Genomic DNA, 15,913 nt, shown 5'->3' on the forward strand with positions numbered 1-15,913 from the left:
GATCTGTTGCTATAGTGCAGAGAAGGTTGATTGCTTTTTTTTGTGTAAAGTGGCAAATTAATACGTATCATTTATAGCGCAAAATGGTATAATTCGTATAACTATAAACGGTGTTGATCACATCAGGGTATCAGTAGAAATGGTTGGATATTGTTCAAGGAGGAAGAAGGTATGTCGGTTCAATCGGGGGATATTATTTATTTTCAATTTCAAGCGGTAGAAGGAGATCAGACAGAGATTTATCAAGCGATCGTAGGACGTGTAGATGATGATTCTTTGTATATCGGACAGCTCAGTCACAAAAAGTCTTCTTCTGTTAAAAAATTAGTCTTAGGTGAAGAGTTGTATGCTTATTATTTGATTGATAATGAGATCAAACATTATTTTAGCACCATCGTAACAGGCTTCGATTCCACCTCTTCATTCAGTCGTATTCGCAAACCTCATCAAGAAGAAATTTCAGTGGTTCAAAGACGGCAATATTTGCGTGTTAAAGCTCAAATCGAAGTTGCAATCAAAAAAGAAGATCATCGCTTTGTGGCTATTACGGACAACGTAAGTGCAGGCGGTCTTTCTTTTACAACAGATATCATGAATAAAATACAGAAGAATGATCTGCTAGAATGTTGGTTATTGCTTCATATGAAAAATGGCAAGATTGATCATATTCCTCTAACAGCCAGAGTGATGAGTGTGATTGATTCTACATCGCTGACTCCTAGATATTTAGCAGAGTACACTGTGATATCGGAAATGGATCGACAAAAAATGATACGGTATTGTTTTGAACGTCAATTCGATTTTAGAGTGCTTTAATTGACGTATGGTTTTTGCATGTTATATTGTACTGTGGTATAATTTGCTTGTCGCAGGCAATGCCTGCTTTTTTAGTGAGTTGTAGTATGAAGTGTTGAGGGGGATTCCCGATTGGTGCGCCAAGGATTAGAACATAGCGGGAAAATGAACATTGCGATTGACGGCCCTGCTGGGGCTGGTAAAAGTACAATAGCCAGGTTGGTAGCTAAACGTCTCGGTTACGTATATGTGGACACCGGTGCAATGTACAGAGCAGTAACATGGCATATGTTAGAACGAAATATCGATCCAGAAAATACTGTAGAAGTGCTTCAAGAGGCACAAAATCTGGTGATTGAATTAATACCGGATGAAGAAGGGCAAAAAGTCCTTGCTAATGAAGTAGACGTTACAGCAGATATTCGTAGCCTTGCCATAAACCGGATTGTTTCACGATATGCGCAAATCGAGGGGCTGAGAGTGAAGCTTGCAGCTTTACAGCGGCAAATGGCTTTGCGTAAAGGCGTTGTGATGGATGGACGCGATATCGGTACTCATGTGCTTCCGGATGCAGAAGTCAAAGTTTTTATGACTGCTACTGTACAAGAAAGAGCAAGACGCAGATACGCAGAAATGAATGCTTCGGAAAGTATTACATTAGAGCAACTTGAACGTGAAATTGCAGCGCGCGATCAATTGGATGAACAGCGTGAATTTTCTCCGCTCGTTTGTGCAGAAGACGCAACAGTGCTTGATACTACTTTGATGCCTATTGAAGAAGTGGTCGAGAGTATTATTGCAATGGCACAGAGTGTGCAGTCAGGGAGAGTCTGATTCATGGTATATACCATCTGTAGCACCATTTTACGCATCTTGTATGTTTTTCTATTTAGACTTAAAGCTGTAGGTAAAGAGCACGTTCCCGAGCAAGGTGGAGTATTACTTTGTTCTAATCATATTAGTAATTTGGATCCGCCTACTGTAGGCATTCTGCTAAACCGTAAAGTTCGCTTTATGGCAAAGGAAGAGTTATTCAAAGTTCCTGTTCTGGGTCCATTGATTAGACAGCTCGGTGCTTATCCTGTCAAACGTGGCGGTGTAAGCAAAGAATCGATCAAAACATCCCTTTTGATTTTACGTGAAGGCGGTGTATTGGGGATTTTTCCTGAAGGTAGTCGTAATGCAGGAGATGCTGCTGCCAAAAATGGCGCTGCAAGCTTTGCACTACGAACCGATGCAGCAGTAGTACCTGTCGCTATTGTAGGTCAATACAAGCTGTTCGGCAAAACGAAAGTCGTCTATGGTCCACCTATTAATCTCGATAATTATCGGGGTAAAGGGGCAATAGGTACTGTAGATGAAGCAACAGACAAGATTATGCTAGCGATACGCCAATTAATTCAAGAAAATCAATAATGTTTAATGAAGTTTTGAACCCTGCATTTTGCGGGTTTAAATAAATGGGGTTTGAATTGAGGAGGGCATTGACATGTCGGAAGAAAATAATAACCAAGAAACTACCGAAGTTACAAACCAGGAGGCGCTTGATCAGTTCGTCTCACTGAACAAAGGTGACACTGTCACAGGAACGATCGTCAAAATTGAAGATAACCAAGCTTATGTAAGCATCGGATATAAATATGACGGTATCATTCCGATCCGTGAACTTTCTTCACTACAAGTAGACAATGCTTCTGCAGCTGTTGAAGTAGGACAAGAAGTAGAATGTAAAGTTGTAAGTATCGACGATGAGAAAGAGAAATTGGTTCTTTCCAAACGTGCGATTGACAGCGAAAATGCTTGGGAGGTTCTTGAAAAGAACTTTGAATCAGGCGAAATATTTGAAGTGACTGTATCAGACGTGGTTAAAGGTGGCGTAGTTGCTGATGTTGGCGTACGCGGTTTTATCCCGGCTTCTATGGTAGAACGTCATTTCGTAGAAGATTTCAGCGATTACAAAGGACGCACATTGCGCGTTAAAGTAAAAGAATTGGATCGCGAAAACAACAAAGTCATTCTTTCACAAAAAGATGTATTGGAAGCTGAATACGAAGCTAACAAACACACAGTGATGGAAAGTCTTAAAGAAGGACAAGAATTGACAGGTACTGTACAACGCTTGACTCAATTCGGTGCTTTTGTAGACGTTGGCGGCGTAGACGGTTTGGTTCACGTATCCGAGATCGCTTGGAATCACGTAGACAAACCATCTGATGTATTGTCTGAAGGCGACGAAGTAAAAGTAAAAGTACTTCGTGTTGACCCTGAAAAAGGTAAAATCAGCTTGAGTATCAAAGCTGCTCAACCAGGACCTTGGGATTCAGCTTCTGACAAATTCAACATCGGTGATATCGTAACTGGTGAAGTTAAACGTCTTGTGAACTTTGGTGCTTTCGTTGAGATCGCTCCAGGAGTAGAAGGTTTGGTTCATATTTCTCAAATCTCTCACAAACACATCGGTACTCCACAAGAAGTTCTTGAAGAAGGACAAACGGTTTCTGTTAAAGTACTTGATGTTAACACAGAAGAAAAACGTGTTAGCTTGAGTATCAAAGAAACAGAAGAAGCTCCTGCACAATCTGCTAAACCAGAACGCAGCAACAACCGTGGCGACAGAGCTCCTAAACAAGAAGAATTGAACAACCCTAACGTATCTCTAAGCAACCAAGGATTAAGCATCACTCTTGGCGAACGTTTTGGTGACAAACTAAGCAAATTTAAGTGATCATGAGCGAGTGATTTCCTCGCTTAAGCAAACATTAACGTTTTAATAATGATTGCACTGTTTTGAACTTCAAAACGATAGCGAGTGATTTTCTCACTTCATTATTTAAATCATAGTACGGGCTTTTTATGGACGGTCCATTGATAGTCAAGCGACCGCCTTTCTAGTAAAAGTCACTCAATCAATCGGCGAATCCGCAATGGATTCGTCGATTATTGGTTTTAAAGGAATAAATGAAACAGTCGTAAAGTTCATCATAATGTTAGCCAAGTGCAATGTTTTTTGCTATGATGAAAAGCGGAAAGAATGAACAGGAGGAATGGATCGTATGGCAAGACCTGTAGTTGCAATCGTGGGCCGCCCGAATGTGGGGAAATCCACAGTATTTAACCGCATGATCGGTGATCGGCTAGCTATTGTTGAAGATAAGCCTGGTATTACGCGTGACCGTATCTATGGAACATCTGAATGGAATGGTAAAGCATTCAGTGTGATTGATACCGGAGGTATCGAATTAGATGGGGAAGATATGATGCTGAAGTCGATTCGGATGCAAGCTGAACTTGCGATCGAAGAAGCAGATGTTATCGTATTTATGTGTGATGTCAAAAGCGGATTGACTCAATCCGATGAAGAAGTAGCTGGAATACTCTATCGTTCAGGTAAACCGATTATTGTTGCTATTAACAAAGTAGATAACATGGGTCGTATGAATGATATTTATGAATTTTATAATTTAGGATTTGGCGAGCCAATCGGAATCTCAGGAAGTCACGGTAGCGGTATGGGTGATTTGCTAGATGCTGTAGTGAAAGAATTGCCTGAAACTGTTGATGATGAGTATGGCGATGATGTAATTCGTGTAGCTCTAATCGGTCGTCCTAACGTAGGTAAATCTTCGTTGGTCAATGCGATTTTGGGTGAAGAACGCGTTATTGTAAGTAGTGTAGCAGGTACAACACGTGATGCGATTGATACTCCTTTTGAGCGTGACGGACAACGTTATGTATTAATTGATACAGCAGGTATGCGTAAACGTGGTAAAGTATATGAGAATACAGAAAAATATAGTGTCATGCGTGCGATGAAAGCGATTGAACGTGCAGATGTAGTGTTAACGGTTATCAATGGTGAAGAAGGTATTATTGACCAGGATAAACACGTAGCAGGTTATGCACATGAAGCAGGAAAAGCAGCTATTTTCGTAGTAAACAAATGGGATGTTGTAGAAAAAGATGACAAAACCATGCGTCAATTTGAATCCAATATCCGTGATCATTTCTTATTTATGAGTTATGCTCCTGTTGTATTCTTGTCTGCATTGACGAAGCAACGTGTTCACAAATTATTACCGGTTGTGCAACAAGTAGCTGAGCAACACGCACTACGTATTCCAACTCATTTATTAAATGATGTAGTCTCTGATGCGATTGCTATCAATCCTCCACCGACAGATAAAGGGAAACGGATGCGTATTAACTATGTAACTCAGGTTGCAGTTAAGCCACCAACAGTAATTGTCTTTGTGAATGAACCGGAAATGATGCACTTTTCGTATGAGCGTTATTTGGAAAATAAAATTCGTGCGGCGTTCGACTTTATTGGTACACCGATTCGAATATTTACACGCCGAAAATCAGCATCAGATAATTAAGGAGAGAAGCATGTGATTTTATCAGTCGTGGCTATTATTATTAGTTATCTGATTGGTTCGATCAGCTTTAGCGTACTTATTGCTAAATGGCTGAAAGGAATCGATATCCGTGATCACGGAAGCGGCAACGCCGGAGCAACCAATACATTGCGCGTACTAGGCAAAGGACCTGCTATATTTGTACTTTTGTTAGATGCGCTCAAAGGTGTGGTAGCTATTTGGCTTGGCGTTTGGTTCAGTATCGGGCTATCCGGACATACGATGTACTGGGTTCCTGCTTTATGCGGAATTGCAGCTATTTTGGGGCATAACTGGCCGATCTATTTCCGTTTTCGCGGAGGTAAAGGAATTGCAACAACGATTGGTGTTCTCGCCACGTTATGTATTGTTCCGACATTGATTGCAGGCGTATTCGCTATTGCATCGATTGTGATCACTCGTTATGTATCATTAGGTTCGTTAATTTTTGTTACGTTAACGCCTATTGTATTACTGATTCAAGGATATTCTGCACCGATTGTTACAGTCAGTGTAATTATCTGGTTGCTTGCAGTATGGCGCCATCAGACGAATATTGTCAAAATATTCAAAGGCACTGAAAACAAAATCGGATCCAAAGCAGACAAGGGAGGAAACAAAGTTGTCTGAAAAAGTGACCGTTCTAGTAGCTGGTAGTTGGGGAACTGCGCTTGCTTCTGTGCTTGCAGACAATGGTCTACAAGTAACCGTATGGGCGCGTAGTGAAGAGCAAGTTGCCGAGATGAATCAACAGCACACCAATACAAAGTATTTACCAGATGCAGTTCTGTCCACTCAAATTACAGCAACTTCTGATCTTGCTGCTGCAATGGATGGAACAAAAGCAGTTGTGATTGTTGCCCCTTCCAAAGCAATGCGTCAAGTATGTAGTGATCTTAAGCCTTATTACCATCCTGATATGCTCTGTATTCATGCGACCAAAGGGTTTGAAACTAAGACACTGAAACGCATGTCTACTGTCATCAGCGAAGAACTAGGCTGTTTAGAGTCAGATGTGGTTGTTCTATCTGGCCCTAGTCATGCCGAAGAAGTGGTGAAACGTCTACCGACTACGGTAGTGGTTGCTTCTCACAATGCCAAAGCAGCAGCGGCGGCACAGTCTTTATTTATGAATGAAGATTATTTCCGTGTCTATACCAATCTAGATCTAGTTGGTGTAGAGCTTGCAGGTGCACTTAAAAACATTATTGCGCTAGGCGCAGGAATGGTCGACGGTCTTGGATTTGGTGATAATGCCAAAGCCGCTTTGTTGACTCGTGGACTTGCTGAAATGGTACGTGTGGGTAGTGAAATGGGTGCGAATCCATTAACCTTTTCAGGACTTGCCGGGATTGGTGACTTGATGGTCACAGCTAGTAGCCAACATAGTCGTAACTGGAGAGCAGGCTATATGTTAGGTCAAGGCAAATCACTCGATGAAGTGATGGCTTCGATGAATATGGTTGTTGAAGGTATACGTACGACGGAAGCAGCACGGGATATCTCTTTAAAATACAATGTACAAATGCCGATAGCTGAGCAATTGTATCATGTGTTATTTGAGCAGAGTGATCCTCGTACAGCAGTAGAAACGTTAATGGGACGTAATCCCAAAAATGAAATGGAAGTCATGAAGCTAGAAACATGGCAACAATGGCATTCCTAAAAAAAGAAATAGGCAGGAACGACGGGGTAGATATCATCCTTTCGTTCTTTTTGCACAGGAAGGAGTAGGAAATCATGGTGGAAACGCAGCAGCAGGTACAGCAGAAAAAAGAGCTGATACCGTCTCTGGAGCAGCTTGTTCGTCTGCTTCAACCTTTGGAGGAGCAATCTCCATGGTTGCTTGGTGGAAGCTGTGGTCTTTTACTACATGGTGTGAAATTAGACAAAGCTCCACGCGATATTGATTTATATACCGATGAGATTCGGATAGATACGCTTCACAAACAGTTGTCGAGTGAGTTCTCTATTTTGGATGAACCGATACTTGACGAGACAAGAACCTATCGCTCAACATTAAGCCATTATCAGTTAGGTACTTATACAATCGAATTGGTAGGTGGATTTGAAGTTCGAGCCAGAGAATCCTATTATCGTGTGCATGTAGAGCCTGTGCTTTATCCTGCTGCTCCTGTATATACGCTAGAATCAGGTGGTAGTATTCATTTGATGCCTTTAGCCCATGAATTGATTTTTAACCTATTACGTGATCGACCGGATCGTTACGAACCTATTAGTGAGCGTATTCGTGAGCAATCACAGGATCATGCAACACTGATTGAACAGATCATTCAACATAATGGATTTCACCCTCAATTTATGCAGCGTATACGTAGATTAGCTGGAATAAACGGTTAAAAGGAGAAAATAATGTCCAGAACAGACAAAGCTCAAGTCACCTTTTTGCCATCTGGTAAGTCGATACAGGTCAGTTCAGGAACCACAGTACTTACAGCCGCACGTAAAGCAGGCGTTCATATTGCTGTGCGTTGCGATGGCAAAGCCGCTTGTTTGATGTGCAAAGTGAATATTGCTCATCCGTATGATGAGGAGAATCAATCATGTATTTCAACAGCAGAACCTGCCGAAACACGCAAATTAGGAGTTTTGATCGGTCAGGGTGTACGATTGTCATGTCAAGCCAAAGTGATCGGTGATTTGACGGTAGAAGTTCCAGAAGATCGGCTTAAAGCCGCGATTCGCAAACAAATGGAGCAACAAAACGAAGATCTGAGTGATTGGTAGATAAAAAAGCGTAAAATGCTTGAAATTAAAGGGTGAGTATATTACTATAGGTTTGTTCCGCCTTCTGCGCTCTATAGGCAGTTGGTGATATTTTCGAAAATTCCGCGGTGTTTACGTATATTTCGTGCAAACGAAAAACCTAGCAGCAAGTGGAGCAATCGATACAAATACTTTAGGAGGTGAAACATATGAACAAATCCGAATTGATCGCGCAAGTATCAGAAACAACTGATTTGCCGAAAAAAGACGTAACTAAAGCAGTTGATGCTGTTTTTGAAGCTATCGCTGGTGCACTACAAAGTGGTGATAAAGTACAATTAGTTGGATTTGGTAACTTCGAAGTTCGTGAGCGTTCTGCACGTAAAGGACGTAATCCACAAACAGGTGAAGAGATCGATATCGCAGCTAGCAAAATCCCGGCTTTTAAACCTGGTAAAGCATTGAAAGATGGAATTAAATAAGTTATTACATATTCCATGTGCAGGAAAGACCGTGACGATCATGTTCACGGTCTTTTCCATATCTGATCTACGTTGAATACGAAAAGGGGATAACATTTATGGAATCACCAGACAATAATTATACCAATAGTGACTATATTGTGATCAAAGCGAAAGATAACGGAGTACAGGTAATTGGCTTGACTCGTGGACGTGATACTCGTTTTCATCATACAGAGAAATTGGACAAAGGCGAAATTATGGTTGTGCAATTTACAGAGAATACATCAGCGATTAAAGTGCGTGGTAAAGCGGAAGTCATGACTAAACATGGCTCTATGGATACAGAAGTATAATCAATATGGCATCTAATCTTGAATACGTAATGTACTTAAATACTGGCTTCCTCATGTTTAATAGTTGATTAAGGTTGAGGAAACCAGTATTTTTCTATGCCATGAATGAACTTACAAATCTTCACTAGCCCTGTCTTGTCAAAAAAACATATGGTATAATGAACTGAAATGGCTGAAAAGATATCTTTTAGGCTATACTATGTTTGTGAAAATAAAGACTTGCACTATAAAGGCGTCGGAGGCTGAGATGAAACCATACCGTTTGTTGGAAACATCCCGAAAATACACAGAATACGATATGATTCAAAAGCATACAGGAGTTCCCGAGTTTCCAGACACTCGTGTACATTTACTTCATGCCTTTTTGAATATGAAAGATCAGGATGATACTGTCTCACATCGTGGAGAATTATTCCCCCTTGTAGCAGGTATTGTACAGATGGCAATGGATACCCATGATATGATCGATACACTGGCTGTTCATCAAGAAGAAGAAGCAATGCGTGCTAGACAGTTAAATGTGTTAGCAGGTGACTTTTTCAGTAGTCGTTTTTACGAATTGTTGTCCAAAGCAGGCGAGATTGAAATGATCTCATTACTAAGTGCAGCCATTTGTGAAACGAATCGTCTCAAGATGAATCTGTATCACAATGTTCAAAGTGAACAATTTACAGCAGAGCAATATGTAGAGTCGCTGACACAGCTTAAAATGGAGCTGTTTATTTTGTTTACACCGTATATTCCTACAGAAGTAGCTGAATTATGGCAAGCATTATTGGTTGATTTTAGTCGTGCAGAGATACTAGCTAATGAATTGACACGTGCACATGGAGAACAAGGGCCTTTTGGTAGCTATGCTCTGTATAAAGTGCTTGCACATGTACAAGAGCAAAATAAAGAGAATCTGATGAGTGATGCCGTCACTACAGACCATTGGAATAAATGGGATCAGACGTATCAGATCAATGAACATCTTCGTTCAGAATTAAATGCTGTGTTGACAGATATTAAGCAACGTCTAGCGCAAGCCGGTTATGCTGAATTGCAGACTGAAATTGTACAGCTGACAGAGGCTTATCAGGATATAGCATCGACTAAAAATCGCTAAGTCTTTTAGTTAAAATCATAATATTCCCAAAGTAGTTACTTTAAAATGAGGTGATTGTATCGTGAGTAAACCAGAAGCTGTCAAACCTAAAGAGCAATTTGTACAATCTGTTTTTGAGTCTATTGCTCCAAAATACGATATGATGAATGATTTGCTCAGTTTCCGTCGCCACAAAGCATGGCGCAAATTTACAATGAAAAAGATGAACGTGCAACCAGGGACTTCGGCGCTGGATGTGTGTTGCGGAACATGTGATTGGACACTAAGTATTGCTGAAGCTAGCGGTACGGGTCAAATCAAAGGGTTAGATTTCAGTCCAAATATGTTGCAAGTTGGTCAGCACAAAATCAACCGTGATGGTTGGAAAGATAATATTACGTTGACTCAAGGGAATGCAATGGATCTTCCATACGAAGATAATTCTTTTGATTATGTAACAATAGGGTTCGGATTACGTAATGTACCAGATCTGGTTCAAGTGTTAAAAGAAATGCAGCGTGTTGTGAAACCTGGAGGTATGGTAGTTTGTTTAGAATTATCCAAACCCACATGGCAACCATTTAAAGGGCTGTATTATTTCTATTTCCAAAACTTATTGCCACTTATGGGCAAACTTGTAGCCAAACATTACGAGCAATACAAATGGCTGCCTGATTCACTCAAGCTGTTCCCGGGACGTGCAGAACTGGCGCAAATTTTCCGAGATGTTGGGCTAGATAATGTTCAGGCGTACCCCTTAACAGGTGGTATTGCGGCACTTCATATTGGGATCAAGGAGAAGTAGAATGTTTAAGAAATTTAAAGTATTTTTAGAAATGATTAAAATAGAGCATACGCTATTTGCGTTGCCTTTTGCTTTTATGGGAGCAATCTTAGGATCCTATGTGATTAATGGTCATTTGCCTTTATGGTCACAGATTGGATGGATTTTGTTAGCGATGATCGGAGCACGTACAGCTGCGATGAGTCTTAACCGTCTCATAGATCAGGTATTTGATGGCAAAAATCCACGTACAATGATGCGTGCGATTCCAGCAGGTCTGTTGCGTTCAAGTGAAGTGGTATTATTTACACTGATTTCATTAGTGATCTTTTTCTGGGCAGTGACACAGTTAGATCCGTTAGCTTTGAAATTATTACCGATTGCTATCTTCATGCTGGTGATCTATTCCTACACCAAACGTTTTACATGGCTTTGTCATGTGATACTGGGTATGACGCTGGGTCTAGCTCCATTAGGTGGATGGATTGCAGTAACCGGTCATTTTAGCTGGACAGCGATTGTGTTTTATATTGCAGTTACATTTTGGACAGCTGGTTTTGATGTGATTTATGCTTGTGCAGATGAAGAATTTGACCGTGAAGAAGGGTTATATTCGATTCCAAGTCGTTTTGGTATTGCTAGAGCACTCAAAATCGCACAGGGATTCCATGTGATTACAGCAGTCGGTCTGATTGCGATTGGTATTATGGCAGGATTGGGTTGGTGGTATTTCGCCGGCGCTGTGATTGCACTTGCTATCTTGTTCTATCAACATTATATTTTGACACCTAAAGATTTAAGTCGTTTGCAGACTTCATTCTTTACATTAAATAGTACGCTGAGTCTGATCGTATTTGTATTTACATTGATCGATCTGGTGGTGAAACAGTGGTGGTAAATTCTACAGAACATACAGCGAATCAACGCTATATTGTAGGAATTACAGGTGCTAGTGGTTCGATATATGGCATTCGACTAACCGAGGTATTATTATCCCTCGGTTATACTGTTCATCTAGTGATCTCGAATGCGGGTTGGCGCGTACTTAAAGAAGAGATGGACTGGGAAGCGTCAAGCCGGGAAGAAATGCTAGAGCAGTATTTCAGTACATGGTCAGCACAATTAGTCTATCATTCCTTTGCAGACATCGGAGCTACGATAGCGAGTGGATCATTTCGGGTCAAAGCAATGATCATTGTTCCTTGTTCGATGGGCACTCTGGCGAATATTGCAGGGGGAATGTCTGCTAACTTAATGACACGAGCAGCAGATGTGGTGCTTAAAGAGGAGCGTAAACTGGTTATAGTACCAAGAGAGACTCCGCTTCAAGCGATACATTTAGAAAATATGTTAAAACTAGCACGTATGGGCGTGAGTATTGTTCCGGCTATGCCTGCTTTTTATTATCGTCCGAAAACGTTGGATGATACGGTCGACTTCATGGTTGGCAAGGTGCTCGATATTCTGGACATCGAACATCAATTATTTGAACGATGGGGGAATGGTCGTGAAAAGTTTTGAACAGCCTTTCAAAATTGGTAAAATAGAATATACAAACGATTGGCCGGTGTATCATCATTTTGATTCGTCGGCTCTATCCTTGCCCGCAGAGATTCATAGCGATCTTCCTGCTAACTTGAATCGTGGTTTGTTAGAAGAAACATTGTATCTTACCCCTGTGTCTTCATTTGCTTATGGTACGCGTTCATCTGATTTCTGGTTATTGCCCGATCTATCAGTGAGTGCTAAAAATGCAGTCGGATCGATTCTTCTGTTTTCCAGAAAGCCTATTGCGGAACTGGGAAATGGAACGATCGCACTGACCAATACATCAGCTACTTCGATCAATCTACTCAAAATTATTCTGCATAAACGTTATCAATTGACACCAGAATATATTTCGATGGATCCAAGCTTGGATGAAATGATGGAACAAGCAGATGCAGCATTATTGATTGGCGATCATGCTATTGCAGCGGCACAAAAAGAAACAGGTTATATTGTGACCGATTTAGGGCAAGAGTGGAAGTCATGGACAGGACTCAGTATGACTTTTGCTGTATGGGCTGTTAACAAGAAATTTGCAGCTACATATCCTGAGTTTGTAACCGAAACAGCGCAACAATTAGTGAAAAGTAAACAACGTTCTATCGCTGATCTGAATCCAGTGATTCAAGAAGCTCAGCAAAAAATGGGCGGCGATCATGCGTATTGGAAACATTATTTTCAGCAATTATGGTATGATTTTGGAGAAAAAGAGCAACAAGGTCTAGCATTGTATTTTAAATATGCGTATGAACTCGAATTATTAGATCATGAAGTACACATGGAATTATGGACTGACAATACACTGATACGGGTGAACGAATGAAACTACTGGATATTTTCGGGACACTAAAAAAAGATATGAATGTGATAGAAAGACAGCTTAGTCATAGTATAGACAGTGAACATCCTTTATTGAATGAGACATCACTGCATCTGCTCAAAGCGGGAGGCAAACGACTTCGTCCCGCTTTTGTGTTACTTGGAGGCAAGTACGGTACGTATGATCTAGATCGTCTTAGTAATGTCGCTGTAGCTTTGGAATTGATTCATATGGCTTCACTGGTACATGATGATGTGATTGATGATGCAGATACACGTCGTGGTCAGCCCACTGTCAAATCCAAATGGGATAACCGGATAGCGATGTATACAGGCGATTATATTTATGCCAAAGCATTGATGATTGTTGCTCGTCTGGAAAATCCTCAAATTCATCAGGTATTATCTAAAGCGATGGTACAGATGTCGATTGGTGAGATGGAACAGATTAGAGACTTTTTCAATACAGGGCAAAGTATTCGTCGCTACTTACTGCGTATTCGTCGTAAAACAGCGCTATTGATTGCGATCAGTTGCCAATTAGGTGGAATTGCAGCGAATGCACCCAAAGAAATCACTCGCGAGTTGTATCGTTATGGCTACAACGTAGGTATGGCTTTTCAGATTCGTGATGATGTACTTGATCTGTGTGGTACCGAGAAGCAATTAGGTAAACCACCGGGTAGTGATTTGCGTCAAGGCAATATTACGATCCCTGTTTTGTATGCTCTTCAAGATGAATCACGTAGAGAACCGCTACTTGCTGAAATTACAAGAATTCATAACGCTAACGGCGAGACAGATGTAACGACAGCAGTACGTATGGTACGTGAAAGTCAGGGTATTCAAGAAGCTGAATTATTAGCTGATCGTTATATTCAAAAAGCAATGCATGCACTGAGTCAATTGCCAGCGGGTAGAACCCAAAAGCATTTGCAAGAGATTGCTAAATTTGTCGCTAATCGTTCACATTAATCTACAACAATGTTCGACAATTTAATGTTTTATGGCACAATATAGAAGATTGTGTAAAATAAAAGTCTTTTGGATACGTAAAATATTTCTTAATCACTAATAGAGTGGGATCATACGGTCGATATATACATTACAAAGCATATTGAATAGCGGTTCAAAGCTATATTTTGTTCAAATATTCGATATGTCCAGTAATGTATGCTACTCAGGTTTGAGTACAATCAGAAAATGTCGAAAATTGCTATGAAACGCTTCCTTTCTGTAAACAATGGTTTCTGTTAGAATACACAGGTGGGCATAATTACCAATCGTGTCCAATGCAGATCACATTGTAGATAATGGGAGAGTGAACCAATGGAACGCACATTTTTGATGATTAAACCTGATGGTGTGCAGCGGGGGTTAATAGGACGCATTGTCAGTCGTTTGGAGGACAAAGGCTTTAAGCTGGTAGGTGGCAAATTCGTAACCGCAACAGAGGAACAGGCAAAACGTCATTATGCTGAGCACGAAGGCAAAGCATTCTATGATAATTTGATTAGCTTTATTACTTCAGGTCCGGTATTCGCTATGGTCTGGGAAGGTGATGATATCATCACAATCTCTCGCATGGTTATCGGCAAAACCAAAGTAACTGAAGCACAACCTGGAACGATTCGTGGTGACTTTGCTAATCATACTCCACTCAATCTGATTCACGGTTCCGATTCAGTTGAAAGTGCTGAACGGGAGATTGCTAATTTTTTTGACGAGAACGAACTAAGCGTTTACGACAAAAATATTTCAGCATGGATCTAAACATACCCTCGCATGGACTGCACTTATAATGATGATCAAGGAAGTGATCCCATGCTTATTAATGATACTATTCATTCAGATTCGGATTATGTAGGTTTTATAAAAAAAGTAAAAGATAATACTGGAATCGATTTGTCTCAATACAAAGAAGCTCAAATGAAGCGTCGTCTGACCACATTACGTACCAAAAATGGTTTTTCTACATTTAGCGCTTTTTTCGATGCGATGTTAAAAGATAAAACGTTATTTTATGAATTTTTGGATCGTATGACGATCAACGTATCTGAATTTTGGCGTAACCCGAACCGTTGGGAAGTATTGCGTGATTCCATTTTACCGCAATTGCAAAAAAACAACGGTAAAAACTTGAAAGTATGGAGCGCAGCATGTTCTACAGGTGAAGAGCCATATACATTGTCTATGATCCTTGCTGACAAAAATCTGTTGTCCAGTACAACTTTACATGCTACGGATATTGATGATGGCGCATTGGAAAAAGCTAAAAAAGGAATGTATCTAGAACGTTCGCTTAAAGATGTTCCTGCTGATGTAGCCAAACGTCATTTTACAGCAGATGGTCATATGTTCCATATTAGTGACTCGCTGAAAAAAGCGGTTAATTTCCGTAAAGGTAATCTACTGACCGATACGTTTGAAACAGGATACGATCTAATCGTATGTCGTAATGTTATGATTTATTTTACAGAAGAAGCTAAAAACATGCTGTATCATAAATTTGCTAACAGTCTGCGTCCTGGTGGAGTATTATTTGTAGGCAGTACGGAGCAGATTTTCTCTCCGGCACAATATGGGTTTGAGACATCAGAAACATTCTTCTATTACAAAAAAGGCTAATTATTGCCTAGACTGCAATAGAAAAAGTGCACATGATTGAGGCTAGTACTACGCGATACTTATCTATGTATAGAGTGATCTGTTATGTTCTACATGCAGAAAAACGATACAATAACTTTAAATAAAAACACGCTGCTTGTATCGTCGATGACGAAAAGGTAGCGTGTTTTTTATGATACACAGGGAGAAAGAACACTTTAAATCAATGTTTTGCGCTTTCTTGTCAAACCGCTAGATGCTGTACTATAATAAGCAAAGATAATTACGGATTTTAGCAATGCACAGTTTAACAGTTTAAAGGGGGAACGCAA

At 40.4% G+C, this 15,913-nt stretch carries 19 protein-coding genes; all 19 read left to right on the forward strand.

The window, feature by feature from the left end; genetic code table 11:
* Positions 1 to 171: 171 nt before the first annotated feature.
* The 19 genes from PTI45_RS12395 (at position 172) to PTI45_RS12485 (ending at position 15,602) form a co-directional block, all read left to right on the forward strand.
* Positions 172 to 816 carry a flagellar brake protein gene (locus PTI45_RS12395; RefSeq protein ID WP_069327901.1) on the forward strand — a complete coding sequence of 215 codons (645 nt, stop codon included), beginning with the start codon at positions 172 to 174 and terminating at the stop codon, positions 814 to 816.
* A gap of 111 nt (positions 817 to 927) precedes the next feature.
* The gene (gene cmk, locus PTI45_RS12400) at positions 928 to 1,629 is read left to right on the forward strand and encodes a (d)CMP kinase (RefSeq protein ID WP_069327902.1); all 702 of its coding nucleotides are present in this window, start codon (positions 928 to 930) and stop codon (positions 1,627 to 1,629) included.
* Between the two features lie 3 nt (positions 1,630 to 1,632).
* Positions 1,633 to 2,211, forward strand: coding sequence for a lysophospholipid acyltransferase family protein (locus PTI45_RS12405; RefSeq protein ID WP_069327903.1), 579 nt, complete (start codon positions 1,633 to 1,635; stop codon positions 2,209 to 2,211).
* 73 nt (positions 2,212 to 2,284) lie between these two features.
* Positions 2,285 to 3,520, forward strand: a complete 1,236-nt coding sequence (gene rpsA / locus PTI45_RS12410; RefSeq protein ID WP_069327904.1) for a 30S ribosomal protein S1 — start codon at positions 2,285 to 2,287, stop codon at positions 3,518 to 3,520.
* A 328-nt stretch (positions 3,521 to 3,848) separates the two neighbouring features.
* Positions 3,849 to 5,174, forward strand: coding sequence for a ribosome biogenesis GTPase Der (gene der, locus PTI45_RS12415; protein WP_069327905.1), 1,326 nt, complete (start codon positions 3,849 to 3,851; stop codon positions 5,172 to 5,174).
* Positions 5,175 to 5,186: 12 nt separating this feature from the next.
* Entirely contained in the window at positions 5,187 to 5,822 is a 636-nt protein-coding gene (gene plsY, locus PTI45_RS12420) for a glycerol-3-phosphate 1-O-acyltransferase PlsY (RefSeq protein ID WP_069327906.1), read from the forward strand.
* Positions 5,815 to 6,858: an NAD(P)H-dependent glycerol-3-phosphate dehydrogenase gene (locus PTI45_RS12425; protein WP_069327907.1), complete on the forward strand. Its 1,044-nt coding sequence runs from the start codon at positions 5,815 to 5,817 to the stop codon at positions 6,856 to 6,858. The genes plsY and PTI45_RS12425 overlap by 8 nt, the downstream gene beginning before the upstream one ends.
* 74 nt (positions 6,859 to 6,932) lie before the next feature.
* A complete protein-coding gene (locus tag PTI45_RS12430) occupies positions 6,933 to 7,553 on the forward strand; it encodes a hypothetical protein (RefSeq protein WP_069327908.1) in 621 nt (206 codons plus the stop codon).
* Positions 7,554 to 7,565: 12 nt separating this feature from the next.
* A complete protein-coding gene (locus PTI45_RS12435; protein ID WP_069327909.1) occupies positions 7,566 to 7,940 on the forward strand; it encodes a 2Fe-2S iron-sulfur cluster-binding protein in 375 nt (124 codons plus the stop codon).
* A gap of 188 nt (positions 7,941 to 8,128) precedes the next feature.
* Complete coding sequence (locus PTI45_RS12440) at positions 8,129 to 8,401, forward strand: HU family DNA-binding protein (protein ID WP_069327910.1); 273 nt, start codon at positions 8,129 to 8,131, stop codon at positions 8,399 to 8,401.
* Between the two features lie 98 nt (positions 8,402 to 8,499).
* Complete coding sequence (gene mtrB, locus PTI45_RS12445) at positions 8,500 to 8,736, forward strand: trp RNA-binding attenuation protein MtrB (RefSeq protein ID WP_069327911.1); 237 nt, start codon at positions 8,500 to 8,502, stop codon at positions 8,734 to 8,736.
* Positions 8,737 to 8,983: 247 nt separating this feature from the next.
* Positions 8,984 to 9,844, forward strand: a complete 861-nt coding sequence (locus PTI45_RS12450; RefSeq protein ID WP_069327912.1) for a heptaprenyl diphosphate synthase component 1 — start codon at positions 8,984 to 8,986, stop codon at positions 9,842 to 9,844.
* Positions 9,845 to 9,905: 61 nt separating this feature from the next.
* Entirely contained in the window at positions 9,906 to 10,628 is a 723-nt protein-coding gene (locus tag PTI45_RS12455) for a demethylmenaquinone methyltransferase (RefSeq protein ID WP_069327913.1), read from the forward strand.
* 1 nt (position 10,629) lies between these two features.
* A complete protein-coding gene (locus tag PTI45_RS12460; protein WP_069327914.1) occupies positions 10,630 to 11,505 on the forward strand; it encodes a UbiA-like polyprenyltransferase in 876 nt (291 codons plus the stop codon).
* On the forward strand, positions 11,496 to 12,128 hold the full coding sequence (locus PTI45_RS12465) for a UbiX family flavin prenyltransferase (protein WP_371748179.1): 633 nt from the start codon (positions 11,496 to 11,498) through the stop codon (positions 12,126 to 12,128). The genes PTI45_RS12460 and PTI45_RS12465 overlap by 10 nt, the downstream gene beginning before the upstream one ends.
* Positions 12,109 to 12,978, forward strand: coding sequence for a menaquinone biosynthesis protein (locus PTI45_RS12470; RefSeq protein ID WP_069327915.1), 870 nt, complete (start codon positions 12,109 to 12,111; stop codon positions 12,976 to 12,978). Before PTI45_RS12465 ends, PTI45_RS12470 begins: the two co-directional genes overlap by 20 nt.
* Positions 12,975 to 13,949, forward strand: coding sequence for a polyprenyl synthetase family protein (locus tag PTI45_RS12475; protein WP_069327916.1), 975 nt, complete (start codon positions 12,975 to 12,977; stop codon positions 13,947 to 13,949). The genes PTI45_RS12470 and PTI45_RS12475 overlap by 4 nt, the downstream gene beginning before the upstream one ends.
* A 354-nt stretch (positions 13,950 to 14,303) precedes the next feature.
* Positions 14,304 to 14,747 (forward strand): nucleoside-diphosphate kinase, encoded by a 444-nt coding sequence (ndk, locus tag PTI45_RS12480; RefSeq protein ID WP_069327917.1) that lies wholly within the window; start codon positions 14,304 to 14,306, stop codon positions 14,745 to 14,747.
* A gap of 51 nt (positions 14,748 to 14,798) precedes the next feature.
* On the forward strand, positions 14,799 to 15,602 hold the full coding sequence (locus PTI45_RS12485) for a CheR family methyltransferase (protein ID WP_069327918.1): 804 nt from the start codon (positions 14,799 to 14,801) through the stop codon (positions 15,600 to 15,602).
* Positions 15,603 to 15,913 lie beyond the last annotated feature (311 nt).

It is taken from the genome of Paenibacillus nuruki (assembly GCF_001721045.1).
Lineage (GTDB): Bacteria > Bacillota > Bacilli > Paenibacillales > Paenibacillaceae > Saccharibacillus > Saccharibacillus nuruki.